A 20258-nucleotide genomic window follows, 5' to 3' on the forward strand; every position below is an offset into this window, starting at 1 on the left:
AGTAACCTCCTATTTATGAAGTGGGACGTATGTGTGGCTATCCATCTACAAAAATTCCCTCTATGCCGTTAAACACAGCGCTGATTCCATCCTCGAGAGTGAGAATGGGGATGGCATATTGGCCTAAAGCCAGCTGTATATCCCTTTCCCATAAGGGAAAACTGCCTGAGATTTGTCCCCCGAGTACCAGGCGGTGGGGTTTAAAGTCAGCTATATAAGGCAGCAGCATCTCTCCCAGCCTGCAACCGTATTCGCGGAACAGGTCTTCAGCTTGCTTGTGACCGCGTGCAGCCGCTTCTGCAAGATCGGCTACATCCATTCCGTCCACGAGCAGTCCCCGCTCGCTAGCCAAATTCAGAATGCCCCTTCTCCCAAAATAACGGTCCACCGTATGATTCCGGTAGGGTTCGGCAAACAGCATTCCGCTGTCAGGAATCCTGTTCCTGCCAGCGATGATCTGCCCATTCTCTATAAAGGCTGACCCAAGGCCTGTGCCGAGCGTAAGGCATATTAACCGCTCGGACGGAAACCGGATACTGGCGCCAAGCCCGAACATGAAGGCATCATTGCCGAACCGGATATTGGCTGCGGTTAAACGATTGGTCATGATGCCCGGGAATAAGCTCTTCTGCTTCTGGAATTCCGTTCGGAGCAGGTCGCGCACCGACAATCTGTAGAGCGATTCATATTTGCCGACACCCTGAAGGAGGGCGATGCCTTCTGCATAATTGAAAGGTCCGGGAAAAGCAAAACCGATTTGGATCGAATCGTGATAATCCAATGGTCTGCAGGTGGAGGCAAATACGTTTAGCAGCTCCCGGCAGGCATTGGCAAAGCTGGCGATCGTATCGCTTGCCGAGCCCTGAGACTTCGACGGCCAGGTAAGGAACGAACCGGGAATAAACGTCCCGTTCACGATGAGTGCCCCTTTCAGGAATGTGCCGCCGGCATCAAGCGTGATGGTGATTCGGGCAGGAAACCGCTCGCTTGGGTGATCTGCTCCATCATCGCAGGGCATGGAAATTCTCCTCTCCGGAAGTCCAAGAAGGCGGAAGCAGGGGATGGCTCCACTCCGGATTGACTCGGGCGGCGATCAGCGTGCAGGGAGAGCCGGAGAGGTTCTCCAGACGATACTCGCCCACACATGCCGGGACGATGTAGGACTCCCCGTAGCCCCACTCAACGGCAGCATCCTCGTCTGCTGCCGGGATAAGGCGGACGCGTTCACCCTCCACGAGGTTGTACATGATAAATTCCCCGTGTGTGTCTGCGTTCCACGTATCGTGCAGGGACAGCCTGCTGACCTGAAAGAGAAGATCCTCCCGTTGGCCTAGCAGTTCCAGCGTGCTCTGACCTTGCCTGCTGATGAGCGTTGGCCGGGCAATAAGCCCGTGTTCTACGGCTGAAGTATTCATGGCATCGTTGATGTTGCGGCGTGCATGATCAGGGTTCATCGGACGAGGCCTGCCGTCCCCATCGAGCCGCAAATAATCGTATATTTTGAAAGTGAACCACCAGGTGGTTGAGGAAATTTCGAGCACCAGATTATCTTTGCCGGAGCAGTGCACCGTTCCCGGCGGAATGAGATAGAGATCCCCCGTCTGTGAGTCATATTCGTTAACGTACGAGGAGAGCTCTAGCGGTTGTTCGTGAAGGTGGGCATCCTCCACCGCTTCAAGCAGCTGTCCGCCGGTTATTCCTTCCTTCAGTCCCAGATACACCTTGGCTCCAGGGGTATTGCGCATGATGTAATAGGACTCCTGCTGTGTCATATGCTCATTGAACTGCGATTCGGCATACTCTTGCAGCGGATGCACCTGAAGTGATAATTGCCCGCCTTGCATCGTATCCAGATAGTCAAACCGGATCGGAAAGTAATCGCCGAATAACTCGACATTCCGCTGTCCCAATATGTCATGGGACGATGCCTCCATCAACAGGGTGAAGGGAATTTCCAGGGTGACGTCCTGAACCCGCAGCAGCAGTGTATTCTCGGGAGCGATGGGTTCAAAGCTCCAGGCGCAGTTTGGCCATTCTTCGGGAAGGCCGCATAATTCCTTCAAGTATTGACCGCCCCAAATCCCGGGGGCAAAAAACGGCTTGACCCGAAACGGCTGCCGACCGGCTTTGTGCAGTACTTCCTTCAAGGCTGCTACAGGCAGCCACACCGGCTCATCCGGGTGATTCAAGTCCATGTAGAACGCCTTCTTATCCTCATGCTGGGCATAATAAGCTAACCAGTCGCGGCGGTAAGTTTCCCAAACAGGCCATTCGAGAAATAAACAGTTCTTGTACGTCTCAACCTTGTCGTGACTCATGCCCAAGCCGAAGCTGCCCATATGCTGGGCGTGTCGCCGCTGCTGGTTCTCGCGGGAATAGTCGGCATAGAAGCGGAGATCGGGATCTCTGTCCGCCAGCATGGAGGCGCCGGGTCCGTATACAACGTAAATGCCTTTTTTCGTTTCAAATTCGAGCGCGCTTTTTTTTAAGGATTCCCTTGCATTATGCTGAAAATATTGACTGGGTCTGACATCAACTGCCTTATAGCCGAACGCCCGGTTATCGGTCAGATAAGGCGCCATCTCGGCTCGGAGCTCGGCCTCGGATTTTACATAATAGGACGTGGAATCACTCAGGAAGGGGATCCCCTCTTGGTCACAGATTTGCTGAAGCTCGACCAGCAATTGATCGAAATGAGCACCGTGAGTTCCATCGAAAGTTACAAAGATTCCGGGTTTTCCTGGCATCTCTTGCTGCGACTTCATGTTATAGGCGGATAGGATAAGAGAGCACCAAGCGTCTGCCCCATACTTCATAAACAGGGGTTCCTTGCGAAAGTCCAAATGGTTGATTGGATGTGATTGAAAGGCAGTTGCAGATGTCATGGATGGATGTATCCTCCCTTCGGATTGTCTGGTTACGACTTCATTGTAGAAGGCAAGGGAGGATACGTCTTTATATAAAGAGGAAGTGTTTTTGTACGATCAGGACATCGGTGGAGAAATGCTAGAACTCGGAGTCATAGCGACCCTCAGAAAACTGCGAGCGTCGGAACCGGGCGGGGGTCACGCCAATCTTGGACGTAAACACCCGTGTGAAGTAGTGTACGGACTCGAATCCGCAAAATACAGCAATCTCTTTAATCTGCCGGTCCGTATTCAGAAGCAGGTGTTTCGCCTTCTGCACGCGCTGCTCCTGCACATAATGGACAAAGGATTGATGACCGTATTTGCGAAACAGCCGTGTCAAATGACGGGTTGTGATGTGGAGATGGCCCGCCACCCGCTCAAGCGACAGCGGCTCGTTAAGATTATCCTTGATGAAAAGCTCGGCTTGATGAAACATCGAGGTCCCTTCATCATGGGCCTCGGTTCCGGAAGGCTCTTGATAGAACCCGGGGCCGTGGGCTGCAGCAATGGATAAAATCAGTGACGTGGCTATGCTGTTCAGCACATGCGGGGAATAGGTTTTATCCACGGAATGAAACTGTGATAACAGCGACAGCCACAGGAGCCCGGGCGCTTGCAGCTGCCCTTCCTGAAGCACGGGAATGCCCTGTTTGGCTAACAGCCGGAATGCGGCCGCATAGAGCTCGTTATGTGCAGTTTCATCCAGCTCGAAAGCAACATAGCATAAGGACAAGCCCTCCTTGCTTCGGATTCGGTGCTGGACGCCTGGCCGGGAGAGAAACATGGTGCCTGGTTGAAGGGGGAACTCTGTAGCGTCTTCTATATACGAGCCGCTGCCTGTTAATACATAACAAGCTTCAAAAAAAGAATGTTTATGCTCGGTATTGTCGTAATGACGCGGCATGAATCCCCAATAGTGAATATGAACGGTTAGATCCTGCTGTTCAAGACGGTTCAGGGTACGGTTCAGGATGGAATTGGCCCGTTTATAAAACGATACAAATAAATGGTTGTCAATCAGCATGGGAGAGTCTTCTCCTTCTCAAAAACGGCTTTGTATCTGCCGGTCATGTAAGTTACAGGATAATACGATGTCTCTCTATTTTATATCATAATGATAAGTTATAAAGAAAAAATGGGTATAGTGATGTTGTGCATAGACAGCTACACAAGTTCTTCATAAGTAGATGCTATGCTATAAATATTCAATTCTAGAGAGGAGTTTATACTTATGTCAGCTAAGAAACGATGGAAGCCGATCATCCTGGGAGTGTTAGCATCTCTCATCTTCATATTGGGGGCCTGCGGAAACACGGACGGTGCAAACCCTGAGAGCACACCAAGCAAGGAAACCTCCGGGAGCATGGACGGGATGGATCACGGCAGCATGAACCATTCCGGCTCAGGCGAGGTTCCGGAAGGATTGAAGGCGGCAGAGAATCCAACTTATCCGGTTGGTACCCAAGCGCTCATTGAAACTGACCATATGCCCGGGATGAAAGGGGCTAAAGCAACAATTGTTGGAGCGTATGATACTACGGTGTACACGATATCGTATACACCAACGAATGGCGGTCCCGAAGTGAAGAATCATAAATGGGTGATTCAAGAAGAGCTGAAGGATGCCGGTAAGGAACCGCTGCAGCCAGGTACGGAGGTTGTAGTTAACGCGGACCATATGGAAGGGATGGAGGGCGCAACTGCGGTCATCGATTCTGCGGAACAAACGACGGTGTATATGGTGGACTTCACATCAACCACGGGTGAAGAAGTCAAGAACCATAAATGGGTGACGGAAAGCGAACTGTCTCCGGTTCAATAAAAAATGTATAAAAAAACAATTGGTTTCCAATAATTGGAAACCAATTGTTTTTTTATGAGTTATCAGCTTTCTCTAATCTGGCGCAGCGCTTCCGTCAATTCCGCATAGCGAAACTGAAAGCCGTGACGCAGGGCTTTGGCCGGGACGATTCGCTGGCCCTTCAACAGAATGAGGGACATTTCTCCGAGGATTGCTTGCAGCATAAAGGCAGGCAAGGGGAGCCAATGTGGACGATGATAGACCTTGGCCACACATCTGCCAAATTCATCGTTCCTGACCGCATGCGGCGAAGCGGCATTGACGGCTCCGGATATTTCCTTGTGCCGGACACAGTAGTCAATTAAATCTGCGATATCGTTGATATGTATCCAAGATAACCATTGCTTGCCGCTGCCTATCTTACCGCCGACGCCCGCTTTGTAAGGCAGCAGCATCTTGGGGAGTGCCCCGCCTGGATTGCCCAGCACGACACTGATCCGCAGCTTGATTAACCGGTCAACAGGGATGTGGTCTGCTGCCTGTTCCCACTCCGATACAACCTCGGACGGGAAATCCATAATGGTGGCAGGACTCTCCTCATCAAACGTTTTGTGCTCGGAAGTACCATAAATCGCCATCGCTGAAGCTTGAACAATGACCGCTGGTTTATGCTCCAACTTGTGCATCAATTCAGCTACAGAGGATACGGTTTTTTGCCGGGACTGCAGAATTCTCTGTTTGCCCTCCCGTGTCCAGCGCTGGCTCAGAGAGGAGCCGGCAAGATTGATGAGCGCGTCCAAATGCTCAAATCGCTCGGGATTGGACTTCATCTCATCCCAGGTCAGATAGGATAAGTGCCCGTTAAGTTCGGTTTGTGCGTGAGATTTCGGAACCGATCTCGTTACAATGACAATGTCATGCCCGTCTTGGAGCCAACGCTTGCATAATGCTTGGCCTATAAATCCGGTGCCTCCGCAAACAGCGATTCTCATGAAAAAACCTCCTTGAGCGATATGTTGTCGGTGTATGATTAAAATACGATAAGCGTGATTCACGGAAATGAAGGGGAAAGGCTTAACGACCCTTTACGAATGACGCTTGGGGTTACGAATTGGAAGTCCATATTATACAATCAATTATACAGGAAATGCGGTAGGACTCCGCCATAAGATTTGCAGGAGCCTCGTACTCCGTAGCAAGAAGTAAGGAGTGAAGGATGAGTTTATTTGAGAAGCTTCAAACGTTGATCATTATGGGTGCGGTCGGGATCGGGCTGCTGTTGGGGCAGCTTCCGGCTGCTTCGGGTTATGCGGAATATGTGATTGTTCCCTTTTTGCTGCTGATGTTATATGGATTGTTCTTGACGATACCGCTGCGGCAATTAACGCAGGCCTTCAAGAACATCCGATTTCTAGGGTCGAGCACCATCATTAATTTTATTTGGACGCCGCTGCTGGCTTGGGTGCTGGGTGCTGTCTTTTTATCGGATTATCCTGCCCTCTGGATAGGCTTCATCATGCTGATGGTGACTCCTTGCACCGACTGGTATTTGGTGTTCACTTCAATTGCAAAAGGCAATGTGCCCTTGTCCACATCGGTTCTGCCCATCAATCTGATCCTTCAGGTGCTGCTGCTGCCGCTCTATCTGCTGCTGTTCGCCGGCACGATTGAAACGATGCGGATGACAACAATCATGGAGAGTGTACTGCTGGTGCTCGTGGTGCCGTTCACCCTCGCACATCTCACCCGGTTTTTGCTGAGGGAAAAGAAGGAGGTGCTGGACCAGAAGCTGGTGCCGTTCTTTGCCAAAGCACAGATTATGTTTCTGTCTTTGGCCATTGTGGCGATGTTTGCATCTCAGGGCTCGTATTTACTGAAGAACCTGGAAATGATCTATATTCTTATCGTTCCGATCCTGATCTACTTCACGGTCAATTACGTCCTGGGCAGTCTGGTAGGCAGAATGCTGCGTTTCTCCTATGAGGATTCGGTCAGTTTACATTTAACGATCATTGCCCGAAACTCTCCGGTAGCCCTGGCTATCGCGGTGACAGCTTTTCCGGACCAGCCCCTGATTGCGCTTGCCCTGGTCATCGGACCGCTGATCGAGCTTCCCGTGCTTGCCGTGGTATCTCAGCTGCTCCTCTTCACAAGAAGAATGAAGCCGACGTCCGGCTGAATCAACGAATTCGGGCTGCTTGTTAGGCGGCTGCACGGAATGGATAACGGATACCCATAAGAAAAACAGTTTGTTGCGCCCGCGTTCTTCTTGGCCGGGTGAACAAACTGTTTTTTATTGGTGCATATGCGGCGGCCAGGTATCCGTTGTCACGTAAACGCCTGCCGTACGATCTCCACGGCCTGGTCCAGCTCCGGTTTCGATATGATGAGCGGCGGTGCAAAGCGAATGATCGATTCATGGGTTTCCTTGCAGAGCAGTCCGAGATCCTTCAGCTTCTCGCAGTAGGGTCTGGCCGGTACATGCAGCTCCATACCGATGAATAATCCTCTGCCGCGCACGTCTTTAACATCGGGATGCCGAATGGAACGAAGCTGCTGGAGAAAGTATTCGCCAAGCTCTAAGGATCTGGCTTCGAGCCCCTCTTCGGCAAAAACGTCCATTGAGGCGATCGCTACCGCGCAGCCGAGTGGATTCCCGCCAAAGGTAGAGCCGTGGGATCCCGGCTCGAATACACCAAGAATATCTGCCTCCGCCGCCACAGCAGAGACAGGGAAGACGCCGCCGCCAAGCGCTTTTCCAAGAATGTACATATCGGGCACAACGTTCTCCCAGTCACAAGCAAACCGTTTTCCCGTTCTGCCGAAGCCGGTTTGAATTTCATCGGCGAGCAGAAGGACGTGGTGCTGTTTGCACAGTTCCATAGCGCCGCTCAGATATCCGTCAGGCGGAATGACAATTCCGGATTCTCCCTGGATCGGCTCGACAAGAAAAGCGGCAGTATTCGGTGTAATTGCCTGCTCGAGCGCTTCCAAATCCCCATAGGGAATGATGTTGAAGCCAGGGGTGAACGGGCCAAAGTCCTCCCGGTATTCGCTGGATGAGGAGAACGAGGTGACGGTAAGGGTACGGCCGTGAAAATTACCCTCGCAGACGATAATTTCTGCTTGATCCGCCGGGATGCCTTTGTTCCGATAAGCGTATCGGCGAGCCGCCTTGAGCGCGGTTTCAACAGCTTCGGCACCGGTATTCATGGGAAGAATCATGCCTTTGCCGGTGAATGCGGACAGCTTCTCGTAGAAGTCTCCCAACTGATCGTTATGAAAAGCGCGTGAGGTTAATGTCACCTTATCCGCCTGATCTTTCAGCGCCTGAATGATTCGGGGATGACGATGGCCTGCGTTCAGAGCGGAGTAGGCGCTTAACATGTCGATGTATCGCTTGCCGTCCGCATCCGTGATATGAATCCCTTCCGCTTCCGCGATGACGATGGGAAGGGGGAAGTAGTTTCTTGCACCGTACGTTTCGGCTTTCTCGATATGAAGCCTTGTAGGGTCCATGGCGTAACCTCCTTAGTAGTCTGAAGAAGCCGGAGAGGTTGGAGAAGTCTATTACAAGATGCTTTCGCCCAGCATGGAGGCGATTAAGCCAACAAGCAGTCGGGACGTGGTCTGACCGCGGTCCAGCAGCGGATTGTTCTCGACGAATTCGGCTGAGGTTACGATGCCGGATTCAGACAGCATCTCCATGGCAAGATGTGCTTCGCGGTAACTGAGTCCGCCCTGAACCGGCGTTCCCGTGCCAGGCGCGATTTTGGGATCGACACTGTCGATATCAAAGGACAGATGAACACCATCCGTCCCCGCCGAGGTAATGCGGATGGCTTCTTCCATGACCCGGAACATGCCCAAGCGGTCGATGTCCTGCATCGTGAAGCAAGTAATGCCTTCTTGCCGAATCAGGTCCCGTTCGCCCTGATCGAGGGAACGCGAACCGATGAGCACCACATTTTCCGGCTTGATGGGGGATTTTGCACCGCCTATGGATGTCAGCCGTGTATCGCCTTTACCCAAGCTGACAGCCAGTGACATGCCATGGATGTTGCCAGATGGCGTTGTATCCGGCGTATTGAGATCGGAATGGGCGTCCAGCCAGATGACCCCCAGATTGCGGTGGTGCCGGGTCAGTCCGGCCAGTGTGCCAATTGCGATGCTATGGTCACCGCCAAGCACAAGCGGGAAGACCCCTGTCTCTGCCAGGGCGTATACGCGAGCTGCGAGCAACTCGTTGATCGATAATACTTCCTGCACATGTTTTAATTGAGGATTGTGTGCCTCATCCTTCATTTCAGGGGGGGCAGCCAGCTCTTCGACGCGATAGGGGATACCGAGTGTGTCAAGCTTGCGCTTCAGACCCGATCCGAATATCGCATTCGGTCCCTGACCGGCTCCCCGCCGGGTAGCTCCGCGGTCAAAAGGCACCGAGAGGATTGTTACGGTGGACGGAAGATTTCTCATTATGGACTCACCTCCACTTTGTAACATTGTATTCACTGGCCCGGCTTCGTGACTTGGGTTAATCCCCATACAAGCTGATTGTAGCGGGCATATGAAGATTCACACAAAAAAAACCTCCGGCCAAACATCGGGACCCATTGGTCCAATGTCTGTGCAGGAGGGTGTTGAAAGAATCGAACGATTTCTCTTTTATTATTTTACTGTTTTATTATAGGTTTCGATCTTGGAGCTGATTTCCGAAGCAGCTTTGTCCAGGGCTTCCTGTGGTGTTTTTTGACCGTTCAGCACCTCTTCGATGGCCGTTTCGGTAAGCTGGCGAGCTTCAGGGAATACCCCCATGACAGCGCCTTGTGTTGCCAGATTGGCTGTGGTTTGATGCAATTGATCCACGGCTGTTTGGAATTGAGGGTATTTCTCCAGATTCTCTTTCACAAGCTCTTCTTCATAGGCTTTGGTTGTAACCGGGAAGTAGCCGGTGTTGACATGCCAGTAAGCTTGCGTTTGCGGCTCGGCCAAATACTTCATGAATTCCCAAGCGGCCTGCTGCTCTTCTTCCGATTTGTTGTTCATCAGCCAGAGGCTGGCACCGCCGATAATGACGCCGCCGTCGCCGCCGTCAGCCGGTTTGGGCAGGAAGCCGGTACCGACTTCGAATTTACCTTCCGCCGCGCTGACAATGCCGCGAAGCGAAGCCGTGGAGTCCAGTGTCATGGCGATTTGTCCGGCTGCAAAAGCTTTTTTGGTGTCATCCGTTTTACGCCCCAGGTTCAGCAGCACTTTATCATCCACCATTTGCTTCCACCATTCCAGTGTCTTCACGCCGGCAGGGCTGTTAACCTGTGAAGCGGTGGCCGGGGATGTACGGCCGTTGCCGTTATTCAGCAGCTCAACGCCCTGGTTCGCAAGGAATTGCTCCATAAACCAGCCGTAGATGGCGAAGGATGCGCCCGCTTGATTGCCTTTTGTCAGGGCTTTTGCTGCTTCCGCTACCTCCTCATAGGTTTTTGGAGGATTCTCAGGGTCCAAACCGGCTGCTTTAAAGGCATCTTTGTTGTAATACAGAATCGGGTTGGAGGAGTTAAACGGCATCGAGTACAGTTTATCGTCGAACGTATAGTAATTTTTGATATTCGGCTCCAGGGAAGAGATGTCGTACTGCTCGGCATCCATAAAGTCCTGAACCGGACGGATTGCCTTGGTATCCATCATGAAACGGCTGCCGATCTCGTACACCTGAATCATCGTAGGGCCGCTGTTTGAGCCCAGGGAAGCTTTGAGTTTGTTCAGGCTTTCATCGTAGGTGCCCTGAAATACGCCCTCTACCTGTATGTCTTCGTGAGCGGCATTAAAATCGGAGATTAACTTGTCCGCGACCGTGCCGAGTTCACCGCTCATGGAGTGCCACCATACAACTTTTACAGGCTCCTTGGACGGCTCGCTGCCTGCGGCAGCAGTCGTCTCCCCGGTGGTAGGCGAATTGCTGCAAGCGGCGCTGATCAGCATCAAGCAGGAAAGCAGGAGCAGCGTGAAGGATCTTTTCCCAAAACGTTTCATGATTGGTTAATCTCTCCCTTTTGAAAATATAGTATGGTTCTATCTATCAGAAATTGCGTGGTCCCGTCTCTTAGAGACAACCGGCTCGCAAGGCTGATCATGCATGGTCTTGGCTATATAGCCATTAACCCTTTAATGCGCCTGCCGTGATGCCTCGAACAAGAGGCTTCAGCCCAAGTGCCAGCAGCAGCAGGGAAGGAAGCAGAAGCAGCAGAACACCGGATAGAATCAGATTCCACGAATTCATCTCCTCAAACTGCAGCATGCCGATCCCGATCTGGACGGTGCGCATCTCGACACGGTTTGTTGTCAAGAGCGGCCATAGGTACATGTTCCAATTGTTCAAGAACGAGTACACGCCCAGTGTGGCGATTCCGGGAATCGATAACGGCAGTACCATTTTCAGAAATATCCGGACATGTCCGCAGCCGTCCACCCGAGCCGCTTCAAACAGTTCCTTCGGCAGCTGCAAAAAGGTTTGTCTCAGCAGGAAGGTACCGAAGGCAGTAGCCAGAAACGGCACGATCAGCCCTTGATAGGTGTCCAGCCAATTCAAGCTTTTGACCGTTAAATAGTTCGGAATCATGATCACTTCCCAAGGAATCATCATGGTGGCGAGAAAGAGGCTGAACAGCAGGGTCTTTCCCGGGAACCGGAGAAAGGCAAAGGCGTAAGCTGCCAGGCTTGCTGTCACAATCTGCCCCAGCATAATCGCAATGGAGACGATCAGGCTGTTTCCGATGAAGGTCAGCACGGGAATCGTATCAATCACCTTGGCGAAGTTCGACAGATTGATGGCCCCGGGAAGCAGAGGCGGCGGATAAACGGCTGATTCGGCCTCACTCATAAGCGATGTTGACAAGGTGTACAGCAGCGGAAAAGCAACAGCCAGCGAACCTAGAAGAAGGGCGATGTAAACGAAGCTTTTGGGCATGAGACGCATGTTCATTGATAATGCACCTTCTTCTCCACGAATTTGAATTGAAAGACGGTTAACAGCAGGATAATGGCAAACAGGATCAGTGCCTGCGCACTGCCGATGCCAAATCGGAAATTGACAAACGCATCCTGATAGATGTTAAACACCATGACGTTGGTGCTGTTCATCGGACCGCCCTTCGTAAGGATGTTAATCTGTCCGAACGCTTGAAAGGCGCCGATGACCGACACAACGGATGTAAAAAATAAAGTAGGGGAAATCAGCGGCATCGTAATCCGGAAGAACGTCCGAAACGGACCGGAGCCGTCTATTTTTGTGCTGTCATATATATCCTCGGATACGCCCTGCATTCCGCTCAGCATCAGGATGTAGTTGAAACCCAGGTTCATCCAGACTGTCATCAGCGCGATGGAGATCATGGCCCATTTCGGATCGGTCAGCCACTGGATCGGCTGAGTTCCGACTAGCGACAGGAAGTAATTCAGCACGCCCAGGGTTGGATGGTAGAGAATCATCCAGATCATGGAGCCGGTACCAACGGATACGGCCATGGGCAGCGAGAAGATGAAGCGGAATACCTTCATGCCTTTCAGTTTGTTATGCGTCAGAGCTGCCAGCAGAACAGCAGCCGCAATGCCGGTAGGGACCGTCAGCAGTATAAACAGCAGTGTGTTGCCAAAGCTTTTATAGAACATCTCGGAGGTTAATATCTCCCTGAAATTGTCCATCCCGACGAATTCAGCCACCCGTCCTTGCGGATCGGTCAGGAAGAGGCTGAGATAAACCGATTTGAGCAGTGGGTAGAATAGAAAAAGACCGAAGATGAGCAGCGAAGGGGCTAAACAGGCATAGGCAAGCATGATTTCCTTGCGCTTGGTTTTCTTGATTGAGACGGGTTTTGTCTCATTTGAAGCCTGTGCCTCGCTGACGGATGGTGTTAGAGAGTGCCCCGGAGAAGGGAGCGTAAATTCTTTTTCCATAATCATGTTTACCTCACTTTCCAGCTTGGCCTTACAGGTATTGAGTATAGGAGTCAGATGTAAAATCCAGTGTGGGATTTTGTAAGATTACCGTAATTTATTACTTTATAATCTAAGAATGGAAGAAGATTTGACCGGAAGGGATGCAAGAATATCCCTCCTTCAAAAAGCTTGCAGCTCAGAAGAAGATGTGATATCTTATACATGTAACCGGTTACACACGGATGAGGTGATTTTAGAATGACAACGATAAAAGATGTGGCAAAGCAGGCAGGAGTATCTGTAGCGACAGTTTCGCGGGTTTTAAATGGAAACGGTTACGTGCACGAGGACACCAGGTCCAAGGTGGAACAGAGCATTCGAGAATTGAATTACACGCCGAATGAAGTGGCGCGTTCTTTATATAAAAGAAAATCCAAATTGATCGGCTTGCTTCTTCCGGACATCATGAACCCTTATTTTCCGCAGCTTGCCCGCGGGGTTGAGGATGAGATGCAGGAGAACGATTACCGGTTGATTTTTGGAAATAGCGATGAGAAGAAGCAGAAGGAAATGGAATACATCCAGACCTTCGTTCAGAACAATGTAGTTGGCGTCATTTCGTCAACGAATGATCCGGAGGCCGATATGTACACCGGTCTGAACATTCCCGTTGTTTTTCTGGACCGAACCTCGAACGATCGGCCTTCTGTATTCGCAGATGGCCGCGAGGGCGGCAGAATTGCCGCACGGGAGATGATGCTCCGGGGCAGCAAGGAAATTACGGTTATGCAAGGTCCGGCGGATGTGCGGCCGGCGCTGGAGCGTTTTGAAGGAGCCGTAGAGGTTCTGGAAGAACGGGGGGCAGCATATCAAGTGCTGAAGACGACATCCTTTTCCCTAACCGACGCAGAAGGGTTTGCTTATGAATTGTTTCGCCAATATCCGGACACCGATGGCGTGATTGCAAGTAACGACATTGTTGCATCAGCGGTACTGAAGGAAGCGCATCGGCTGGAGAAAAGGGTGCCGGAAGACGTACAAATCATCGGATTTGATGATATTTTGCTTAGCAGCCTGCTCGCTCCCTCATTATCAACCATACATCAGCCCGCGTATGAAATGGGCAGGGCAGCGGCAAGATTACTTATTGAACTTATCGAAGGGCAGCATATTGAGAGAAGCAGCATTGAATTCCCGGTAGAATTTATGGAGCGGCAGACAACGAGAAAGGTGGAATCATAATGGCAAAAATCGTGGTGATTGGAAGCGCATCGATGGATCTGGTGGTAACCGCCGCCAAGCGTCCCGGCGCGGGGGAAACGGTGCTTGGCGACAGCTTCAAGACGGTACCCGGAGGGAAGGGAGCCAATCAGGCTGTTGCTTGCGCAAGGCTTGGCGCAGAGGTGACGATGGTCGGCTGCGTGGGCGACGATTCCTTCGGTAAAACGATTTTGAACAATTTGCAATCGAATGGTGTTGTTACGGACTATGTGGAACCGGTTACAGGTATAGAGAGCGGAACCGCGCACATCATTTTGGCGGAGGGTGACAATAGCATTGTGGTTGTGAAAGCAGCCAACGACCGGATTACCCCGGCCTACGTAGATCAGGCAGCAGCTGTGATCAAGGCTTCGGATATCGTGCTGATTCAACAGGAAATTCCGGAAGAAACGGTGGTGCACGTCAGTGAAATATGCGCGAAATACCATGTGCCGTTGATGCTGAATCCGGCTCCTGCTCGCCCGGTACCGAGCCGCGTTATCGAACAGGCGGCTTATATTACGCCGAATGAACACGAGGCCGCCATCCTTTTTGGAGATGAGCCATTAAGCGACGTGCTGCGCCGATATCCGAACAAGCTGATCGTGACGGAAGGCAAGAACGGAGTGCGTTATTTTGACGGAAGCCAAGAGGTGGTTGTGCCGGGCTACCAGGTTGAAGCGGTGGATACAACGGGAGCGGGCGACACGTTTAACGGTTCCTTCGCCGTGGCTCTCGCAGAGGGCATGAGCATTACGGACAGCTTAAGATTTGCGAACCGTGCCGCATCTTTATCCGTTATGAAGTTCGGAGCACAAGGCGGGATGCCGACACGCGACGAAGTGGAAGGGAGCCTCTGATTATGAAGAAGAGCGGAATGCTGAACAGTCATATCGCAAAAGTGCTGGCTGATCTGGGGCACACCGACACCATCGTTGTTGGCGATGTTGGCCTTCCGATTCCTCCCGGAGTTCTCAAGATTGATCTGGCATTAAAGTTAGGCACGCCAAGTTTCATGGAAGTGGTAGAGGCGATTGCCGAAGATATGGTGATCGAGAAAATCGTCATTGCCGAAGAAATGAAGCTTGATAATAAGGAAACACTGCATGATATACAGGACCTTTTTCAAGGCAACGAGATCGAGGCTTGCCCGCACGAGTTGTTTAAAGAGAGGACTCGAACCGCGAAGGCGGTCATCCGTACGGGAGAAGCGAGGCCCTACGCGAATTGCATTTTACAGGCTGGCGTTCATTTCGGTTAAAAAAAGGAGGAAGCACCATGAACATTGAGATGACGAATATTCATAAATCGTTTGGCACGAATCGGGTGCTTGCAGGCGTGGACTTTGATCTCCGGGAAGGAGAGGTCCATGCCCTGATGGGAGAGAATGGCGCAGGCAAATCGACGCTGATGAATATCTTGACCGGTCTTCACGGCCGGGATGAAGGCAAGATTGTCGTCAACGGTCAGGAGACCTATTTTGCCAACCCGAAGGAAGCGGAGGAGCGAGGTGTAGCCTTCATTCATCAGGAGCTTAACATTTGGCCGGAGATGACGGTGCTGGATAACTTGTTTATCGGCAAAGAGTTGACGTCGGGTATCGGATTCCTGAACATGAAACAAATGAAGGCGCTTGCGAAGGAACAGTTCCGCAAACTGGCGGTTACGATTCCGTTAACACAGGAGGCGGGATTGTGCTCCGTCGGCCAGCAGCAGATGATTGAGATTGCGAAAGCACTTATGACCCAAGCGAAAGTGATCATTATGGATGAACCGACGGCAGCGCTGACTGAAAGGGAAATCGAGAAGCTGTTTGACGTCATCCGCTCTTTGAAAAAAGAAGGCGTATCCATCGTCTACATTTCGCACCGAATGGAAGAGATCTTTACGATCTGCGACCGGATTACGGTCATGCGGGACGGTAAATCGGTGGACACCCAGGCGATACCGGACACGAGTTTTGATGAAGTTGTCAAGAAAATGGTCGGCCGGGAGCTGACCGAGCGTTATCCGGCGCGGCAGCCGTCTCCGGGAGAGACCGTTCTCGAAGTGAAGAATATTAGCGGAAAAGGCCGGTTCGAGAATGTAAGCTTCTCGGTTCGCGCTGGTGAAATCGTAGGTGTATCCGGTTTGATGGGAGCGGGACGTACCGAGATGATGAGAGCGATTTTTGGACTGGACCCGCTCGACAGCGGCGAGGTTTGGGTACGAGGCAAGAAGGTCTCCATCAGGAAGCCGGATGATGCCGTCAAACACGGCATTGGATTTATAACGGAGGACCGCAAGGATGAAGGATTGGTTCTGGATTTCTCGGTTCGTGAGAATATGGCACTGCCCAATTTGTTCAGCTTCTCTTCGAGAGGGTTCATCTCCGGGAAGAAGGAGCAGGATTTCGTGGATACGTTGACAAAGCGGCTGCAGATCAAGACACACAGCTCAGAAACGCAGGCACGCAATCTTTCGGGCGGTAATCAACAGAAGGTTGTTATCGCGAAGTGGATTGGCATCGGGCCGAGCGTACTCATCCTGGATGAGCCGACACGCGGCGTGGACGTCGGCGCGAAGCGGGAAATTTACCAGCTGATGAATGAGCTGACCGAGCGCGGCGTCGCGATTCTGATGGTCTCTTCGGAGCTGCCGGAAGTGCTCGGGATGAGTGACCGGATACTCGTTGTCCATGAGGGCAGGATATCCGGTGAACTGGACCACGAACAGGCAACGCAGGAACAAATCATGACTCTAGCTACAGGAGGACAGTAATATGACAACTATCAACGATGCCAAGGCGGAAAAAGGATTTAAGGTCTCAGGTTTGACGCAAAAGCTCGGTCCTCTGCTCGGACTAATCATTCTCATCGTCATTGTATCCGTCCTGAATCCAAGCTTCTTGGAACCGCTTAACATTCTGAACCTGCTGCGTCAGGTATCGATTAATGCATTGATTGCATTCGGCATGACGTTTGTTATTCTGACCGGGGGCATTGACCTGTCGGTCGGATCGATTCTGGCACTGTCCAGTGCGTTTGTTGCGAATATGATGCTGGCCGGGTTTGACCCGATTCTATCGATCATTATAGGCGTTGCGCTCGGCGGGGTGATGGGGATGATCAATGGTCTTATGATCACCAAGGGCAAGATGGCGCCGTTTATCGCCACCTTGGCCACGATGACCATATTCAGAGGACTTACACTTGTCTATACAAACGGCAACCCGATCACGGGCCTGGGTGACAGCCTGGCATTCCAGCTGTTTGGACGCGGATATCTGTTTGGCATTCCGGTGCCGGCCATTACCATGATCATTACCTTTGCCGTGTTGTGGGTCATCCTTCATAAAACGTCCTTTGGCCGCAAAACCTATGCCATTGGCGGTAACGAAAAAGCTTCGCTTGTATCCGGCATTAAAGTGCCGCGCGTGAAGATTATGATCTATTCCCTGGCAGGGATGCTGTCCGCCCTGGCCGGTGCGATTCTCACATCCCGTTTGAATTCCGCACAACCGACGGCGGGCACTTCCTATGAATTGGATGCAATTGCTGCCGTAGTTCTCGGCGGAACCAGTCTGACCGGCGGACGGGGCCGAATTGTCGGGACTCTGATCGGTGTGCTGATTATCGGCATACTGAATAACGGACTCAACCTGCTCGGCGTGAATTCCTTCTATCAGATGGTTGTCAAAGGCGTTGTCATAGCGATTGCCGTACTGCTCGACCGTAGAAAATCGGCTTAAGGGGGAGAATGAACGATGAAAAAAACAACTTTGCTGCTGGTATCACTTATGCTGATCTTCATAACCGGGTGTTCCCTGGAGCCGCCGGAATGGGCGAAGCCCAAAACCAGCGGGGATGTCAAAGATATCAAGATCGGTCTTTCCATCTCCACGCTGAATAATCCGTTCTTTGTATCCTTGAAGGATGGCGTTGTCGCTGAAGCGGCCAAACAAGGGATGCAGGTTGTTGTCGTTGATGCACAGAACGACTCGGCCAAGCAGAGCAATGACGTTGACGATCTGATTCAACAAGGTGTTCATGCATTACTAATTAATCCGACGGATTCCTCTGCGATTTCAACAGTAGTTCAAACCGCGAATAGCTTGGACATACCGGTTATTACGCTGGATCGTTCGGCGGATCAAGGCGAGGTCGCTGCGCTGGTTGCCTCCGATAATGTGAAGGGCGGCCAGATGGCAGCCGAATATATCGTGGAGCAGCTCGGCAAAGATACGAAGGTGATCGAGCTTGAAGGCGTACCGGGCGCTTCTGCGACCCGCGAGCGCGGAAAGGGATTCCATGATATCGCCGATGAGCAGCTGAGTGTGGTGGCGAAGCAGGCGGCGGATTTTGACCGGACGAAGGGGCTTACCGTAACGGAAAACCTGCTGCAGGGCAACCCGGACGCCAAAGCGATTTTTGCCCACAACGACGAGATGGCGCTTGGCGCGATTGAAGCCATTCAAAGTTCGGGCAAAGACATCATGGTCATCGGCTTTGACGGGAATGACGATGCCTTGAAATCCATCGAGGCCGGCAAGCTGACAGCAACAGTAGCGCAGCAGCCCGAGTTAATCGGTCAACTGGCTGTCGGCGCGGCCAGGGATGTGCTACAGGGCAAAGAGGTCGAAGAGAATATTGCCGCACCGCTAAAATTAGTGGTTAAGGAATAATCTGGAGTTGTGAGAAGCGTTACCCTGGTGAAATGGGCAGGGTAACGCTTTTTTTGATGGGAGAATAGACTCATTGATGCAAAATATAAATAATTCTTAAGAACTATCCGATATAATATTTATCAATAATGGAAGGATGAGTTAGATTTGAGAATAAAGAAAAGTTTAACTGTTTTAACTGCATTTACGTTGTTGTTTTCATTTATGACATCTAACGTTAATGCAGCGAGTACTCCTTTTTCACAAGGAGCTGGCTATCATCAAGGAGCATATGATAAAGAAGCTATGCAACCTATTGGGCACAATTGGAATCGGAACTCCAGATTCGCTGCGGTAAATTCAAATGTCCATCTAAAATGGAAGTATCAGATGCCTTCTGGAGGAAATTCTTCAATCGTTATTAGTAAAGATGGTACGATTTTCACTAAAAATTATGAATCATCTTCTAATCCTAAATTTAATATATACTCTATCAATCCAGATGGTACGTTGAAGTGGAAACAACCAATAATTGATAGTTTGGTATACGGTACGCCAATTATCAATAGCAACAACAAGCTGATTATTCCTGCCGGTTCCAAATTACTTTCATTAAACATAGATGATGGCGCTGTAACAGAAATGAGTCTTCCCACTAGTTATTCAAACGAAGTGGTAATAGGAAGTGATGGGACTTATTATTTATCGGGAATTGCCGGTAGGTTAGCTGCTTATAATCCTTCCGGTACTCCCAAATGGATAAGTTCCTTTGAATCGTCCTATCATTCAGGTTACCCTGCCCTTACAGATCAAGGTTCATTAGTATTTAAAGCTGGTTATGGAAGTTATGGAAGTCTATACTCCTTTAATTCTCAAACTGGTCAATTGAACTGGGAATTTAAAGGTATAATCGGTAGCGAGACTAGATCGGCACCTGCCATAGCAAAAGATGGTACAATTTATGTTACTTCTCAGGATGGTTTTGTTTATGCCATTAACCCTGATGGTACCCAAAAATGGAAGGTCAGTGTAGAAAGAAATCTTTCTTCTACGAACGTAATTGATCCAATTGTTGGTCCAGATGGAACTATTTATTCGGTTAATGGCACCAAGGATTTCTATGCGATAAATCCAGATGGTACGATTAAATGGATTTATAATTCAACAGCCATGTATTCATCCCCTATTATCGATAAGAATAATATTGTATATATTGGTGTAGGGGGTAAAGTAGTAGCTCTAAATGCTAATGGAGTAGAGCAGTGGTCATTGGCACTTAATGCTTCTAATTTCATTTCTGCCTCGGCTATTGCAGAAGATGGAACTCTATATATAGCAGACTCAAGTGGGACTGTTTTTGCAATTGGTGGTGAAGTAACAGGACCAACGGATCCAACCGAACCGCCCGTGGAACCTAAACCACCTGTAGATCCTGTCGGTGAGCGATCCATATTCGTGCTCACTTTAAGCAATGGAACAGAGAAGGAGTACGACCTTTCCATGCAAGAGGTACAGCAATTTATTAGCTGGTATGAGGCAAGAGCTGCTGGAAATGGTCCGGTTACCTTTGCCATTAATAAACACAATAATAATAAAGGACCATTTAAGCAAAGGCAGGACTATATCGTCTACGATAAAATAATAACTTTTGAAGTGAATGAATATTAGGGTTTAATGAGTCGCTGATGATCAGCGGCTTTTTATTTTTAACCCG

General features: G+C 50.6%; 18 protein-coding genes. 9 read left to right on the forward strand and 9 right to left on the reverse strand.

Going from position 1 to position 20258, the window contains the following annotated elements:
• Positions 1–37: 37 nt before the first annotated feature.
• From M2277_RS11290 to M2277_RS11300, 3 genes are all read right to left on the reverse strand, one after another.
• The gene (locus M2277_RS11290; RefSeq protein WP_280754782.1) at positions 38–1018 is read right to left on the reverse strand and encodes an ROK family protein; all 981 of its coding nucleotides are present in this window, start codon (positions 1016–1018) and stop codon (positions 38–40) included.
• The gene (locus tag M2277_RS11295) at positions 1005–2885 is read right to left on the reverse strand and encodes a class I mannose-6-phosphate isomerase (RefSeq protein ID WP_280754783.1); all 1881 of its coding nucleotides are present in this window, start codon (positions 2883–2885) and stop codon (positions 1005–1007) included. The genes M2277_RS11290 and M2277_RS11295 overlap by 14 nt, the downstream gene beginning before the upstream one ends.
• A 121-nt stretch (positions 2886–3006) precedes the next feature.
• A complete protein-coding gene (locus M2277_RS11300) occupies positions 3007–3933 on the reverse strand; it encodes an AraC family transcriptional regulator (protein WP_148247708.1) in 927 nt (308 codons plus the stop codon).
• A gap of 207 nt (positions 3934–4140) precedes the next feature.
• On the opposite strand from M2277_RS11300, the gene M2277_RS11305 reads away from it, so the two are divergent.
• Entirely contained in the window at positions 4141–4731 is a 591-nt protein-coding gene (locus tag M2277_RS11305; RefSeq protein ID WP_006209269.1) for a YdhK family protein, read from the forward strand.
• A gap of 62 nt (positions 4732–4793) precedes the next feature.
• On the opposite strand, the gene M2277_RS11310 is transcribed toward M2277_RS11305, so the two are convergent.
• Positions 4794–5702 carry a TIGR01777 family oxidoreductase gene (locus M2277_RS11310; protein ID WP_280754784.1) on the reverse strand — a complete coding sequence of 303 codons (909 nt, stop codon included), beginning with the start codon at positions 5700–5702 and terminating at the stop codon, positions 4794–4796.
• A 224-nt stretch (positions 5703–5926) separates the two neighbouring features.
• Between M2277_RS11310 and M2277_RS11315 the strand changes: the two genes are divergently transcribed.
• Complete coding sequence (locus M2277_RS11315) at positions 5927–6889, forward strand: arsenic resistance protein (protein ID WP_006209271.1); 963 nt, start codon at positions 5927–5929, stop codon at positions 6887–6889.
• A 149-nt stretch (positions 6890–7038) separates the two neighbouring features.
• On the opposite strand, the gene M2277_RS11320 is transcribed toward M2277_RS11315, so the two are convergent.
• From M2277_RS11320 to M2277_RS11340, 5 genes are all read right to left on the reverse strand, one after another.
• Positions 7039–8229, reverse strand: a complete 1191-nt coding sequence (locus M2277_RS11320) for an ornithine--oxo-acid transaminase (protein ID WP_006209272.1) — start codon at positions 8227–8229, stop codon at positions 7039–7041.
• 51 nt (positions 8230–8280) lie between these two features.
• The gene (gene rocF / locus M2277_RS11325; protein ID WP_036636648.1) at positions 8281–9186 is read right to left on the reverse strand and encodes an arginase; all 906 of its coding nucleotides are present in this window, start codon (positions 9184–9186) and stop codon (positions 8281–8283) included.
• A 192-nt stretch (positions 9187–9378) separates the two neighbouring features.
• The gene (locus M2277_RS11330) at positions 9379–10740 is read right to left on the reverse strand and encodes an ABC transporter substrate-binding protein (RefSeq protein WP_006209274.1); all 1362 of its coding nucleotides are present in this window, start codon (positions 10738–10740) and stop codon (positions 9379–9381) included.
• A 124-nt stretch (positions 10741–10864) separates the two neighbouring features.
• Positions 10865–11689: a carbohydrate ABC transporter permease gene (locus M2277_RS11335; RefSeq protein ID WP_063479057.1), complete on the reverse strand. Its 825-nt coding sequence runs from the start codon at positions 11687–11689 to the stop codon at positions 10865–10867.
• The gene (locus M2277_RS11340; protein WP_036636650.1) at positions 11686–12666 is read right to left on the reverse strand and encodes a carbohydrate ABC transporter permease; all 981 of its coding nucleotides are present in this window, start codon (positions 12664–12666) and stop codon (positions 11686–11688) included. The genes M2277_RS11335 and M2277_RS11340 overlap by 4 nt, the downstream gene beginning before the upstream one ends.
• A 234-nt stretch (positions 12667–12900) precedes the next feature.
• Here M2277_RS11340 and M2277_RS11345 point away from each other — a divergent pair, with 234 nt between their 5' ends.
• From M2277_RS11345 to M2277_RS11375, 7 genes are all read left to right on the forward strand, one after another.
• The gene (locus tag M2277_RS11345; protein ID WP_280754785.1) at positions 12901–13884 is read left to right on the forward strand and encodes a LacI family DNA-binding transcriptional regulator; all 984 of its coding nucleotides are present in this window, start codon (positions 12901–12903) and stop codon (positions 13882–13884) included.
• On the forward strand, positions 13884–14762 hold the full coding sequence (rbsK, locus tag M2277_RS11350; RefSeq protein ID WP_006209279.1) for a ribokinase: 879 nt from the start codon (positions 13884–13886) through the stop codon (positions 14760–14762). The genes M2277_RS11345 and rbsK overlap by 1 nt, the downstream gene beginning before the upstream one ends.
• 2 nt (positions 14763–14764) lie before the next feature.
• Positions 14765–15163, forward strand: a complete 399-nt coding sequence (gene rbsD / locus M2277_RS11355; RefSeq protein WP_036636652.1) for a D-ribose pyranase — start codon at positions 14765–14767, stop codon at positions 15161–15163.
• Positions 15164–15180: 17 nt separating this feature from the next.
• The gene (locus M2277_RS11360; RefSeq protein WP_280754786.1) at positions 15181–16662 is read left to right on the forward strand and encodes a sugar ABC transporter ATP-binding protein; all 1482 of its coding nucleotides are present in this window, start codon (positions 15181–15183) and stop codon (positions 16660–16662) included.
• 1 nt (position 16663) lies between these two features.
• Positions 16664–17632 (forward strand): ribose ABC transporter permease RbsC, encoded by a 969-nt coding sequence (gene rbsC / locus M2277_RS11365; protein ID WP_280754787.1) that lies wholly within the window; start codon positions 16664–16666, stop codon positions 17630–17632.
• 15 nt (positions 17633–17647) lie between these two features.
• A complete protein-coding gene (gene rbsB, locus M2277_RS11370) occupies positions 17648–18565 on the forward strand; it encodes a ribose ABC transporter substrate-binding protein RbsB (protein ID WP_036636654.1) in 918 nt (305 codons plus the stop codon).
• 147 nt (positions 18566–18712) lie between these two features.
• Complete coding sequence (locus M2277_RS11375) at positions 18713–20212, forward strand: PQQ-binding-like beta-propeller repeat protein (RefSeq protein WP_280754788.1); 1500 nt, start codon at positions 18713–18715, stop codon at positions 20210–20212.
• Positions 20213–20258 lie beyond the last annotated feature (46 nt).

This window comes from Paenibacillus sp. LBL (assembly GCF_029893715.1).
GTDB lineage: Bacteria > Bacillota > Bacilli > Paenibacillales > Paenibacillaceae > Paenibacillus_AQ > Paenibacillus_AQ glucanolyticus.

Bases quoted from the DNA above. Each gene is read 5' to 3' on its own strand.
- M2277_RS11360 (WP_280754786.1), top strand. From the start codon at position 15,181: ATGAACATTGAGATGACGAATATTCATAAATCGTTTGGCACGAATCGG.
- M2277_RS11330 (WP_006209274.1), bottom strand. From the start codon at position 10,740: ATGAAACGTTTTGGGAAAAGATCCTTCACGCTGCTCCTGCTTTCCTGC.
- M2277_RS11300 (WP_148247708.1), bottom strand. From the start codon at position 3,933: ATGCTGATTGACAACCATTTATTTGTATCGTTTTATAAACGGGCCAAT.
- M2277_RS11340 (WP_036636650.1), bottom strand. From the start codon at position 12,666: ATGATTATGGAAAAAGAATTTACGCTCCCTTCTCCGGGGCACTCTCTA.
- M2277_RS11310 (WP_280754784.1), bottom strand. From the start codon at position 5,702: ATGAGAATCGCTGTTTGCGGAGGCACCGGATTTATAGGCCAAGCATTA.
- M2277_RS11305 (WP_006209269.1), top strand. From the start codon at position 4,141: ATGTCAGCTAAGAAACGATGGAAGCCGATCATCCTGGGAGTGTTAGCA.
- M2277_RS11290 (WP_280754782.1), bottom strand. From the start codon at position 1,018: ATGCCCTGCGATGATGGAGCAGATCACCCAAGCGAGCGGTTTCCTGCC.
- rbsD (WP_036636652.1), top strand. From the start codon at position 14,765: ATGAAGAAGAGCGGAATGCTGAACAGTCATATCGCAAAAGTGCTGGCT.
- rbsC (WP_280754787.1), top strand. From the start codon at position 16,664: ATGACAACTATCAACGATGCCAAGGCGGAAAAAGGATTTAAGGTCTCA.
- M2277_RS11315 (WP_006209271.1), top strand. From the start codon at position 5,927: ATGAGTTTATTTGAGAAGCTTCAAACGTTGATCATTATGGGTGCGGTC.
- rbsB (WP_036636654.1), top strand. From the start codon at position 17,648: ATGAAAAAAACAACTTTGCTGCTGGTATCACTTATGCTGATCTTCATA.
- M2277_RS11320 (WP_006209272.1), bottom strand. From the start codon at position 8,229: ATGGACCCTACAAGGCTTCATATCGAGAAAGCCGAAACGTACGGTGCA.
- M2277_RS11335 (WP_063479057.1), bottom strand. From the start codon at position 11,689: ATGAACATGCGTCTCATGCCCAAAAGCTTCGTTTACATCGCCCTTCTT.
- M2277_RS11295 (WP_280754783.1), bottom strand. From the start codon at position 2,885: ATGACATCTGCAACTGCCTTTCAATCACATCCAATCAACCATTTGGAC.
- rbsK (WP_006209279.1), top strand. From the start codon at position 13,884: ATGGCAAAAATCGTGGTGATTGGAAGCGCATCGATGGATCTGGTGGTA.
- rocF (WP_036636648.1), bottom strand. From the start codon at position 9,186: ATGAGAAATCTTCCGTCCACCGTAACAATCCTCTCGGTGCCTTTTGAC.
- M2277_RS11345 (WP_280754785.1), top strand. From the start codon at position 12,901: ATGACAACGATAAAAGATGTGGCAAAGCAGGCAGGAGTATCTGTAGCG.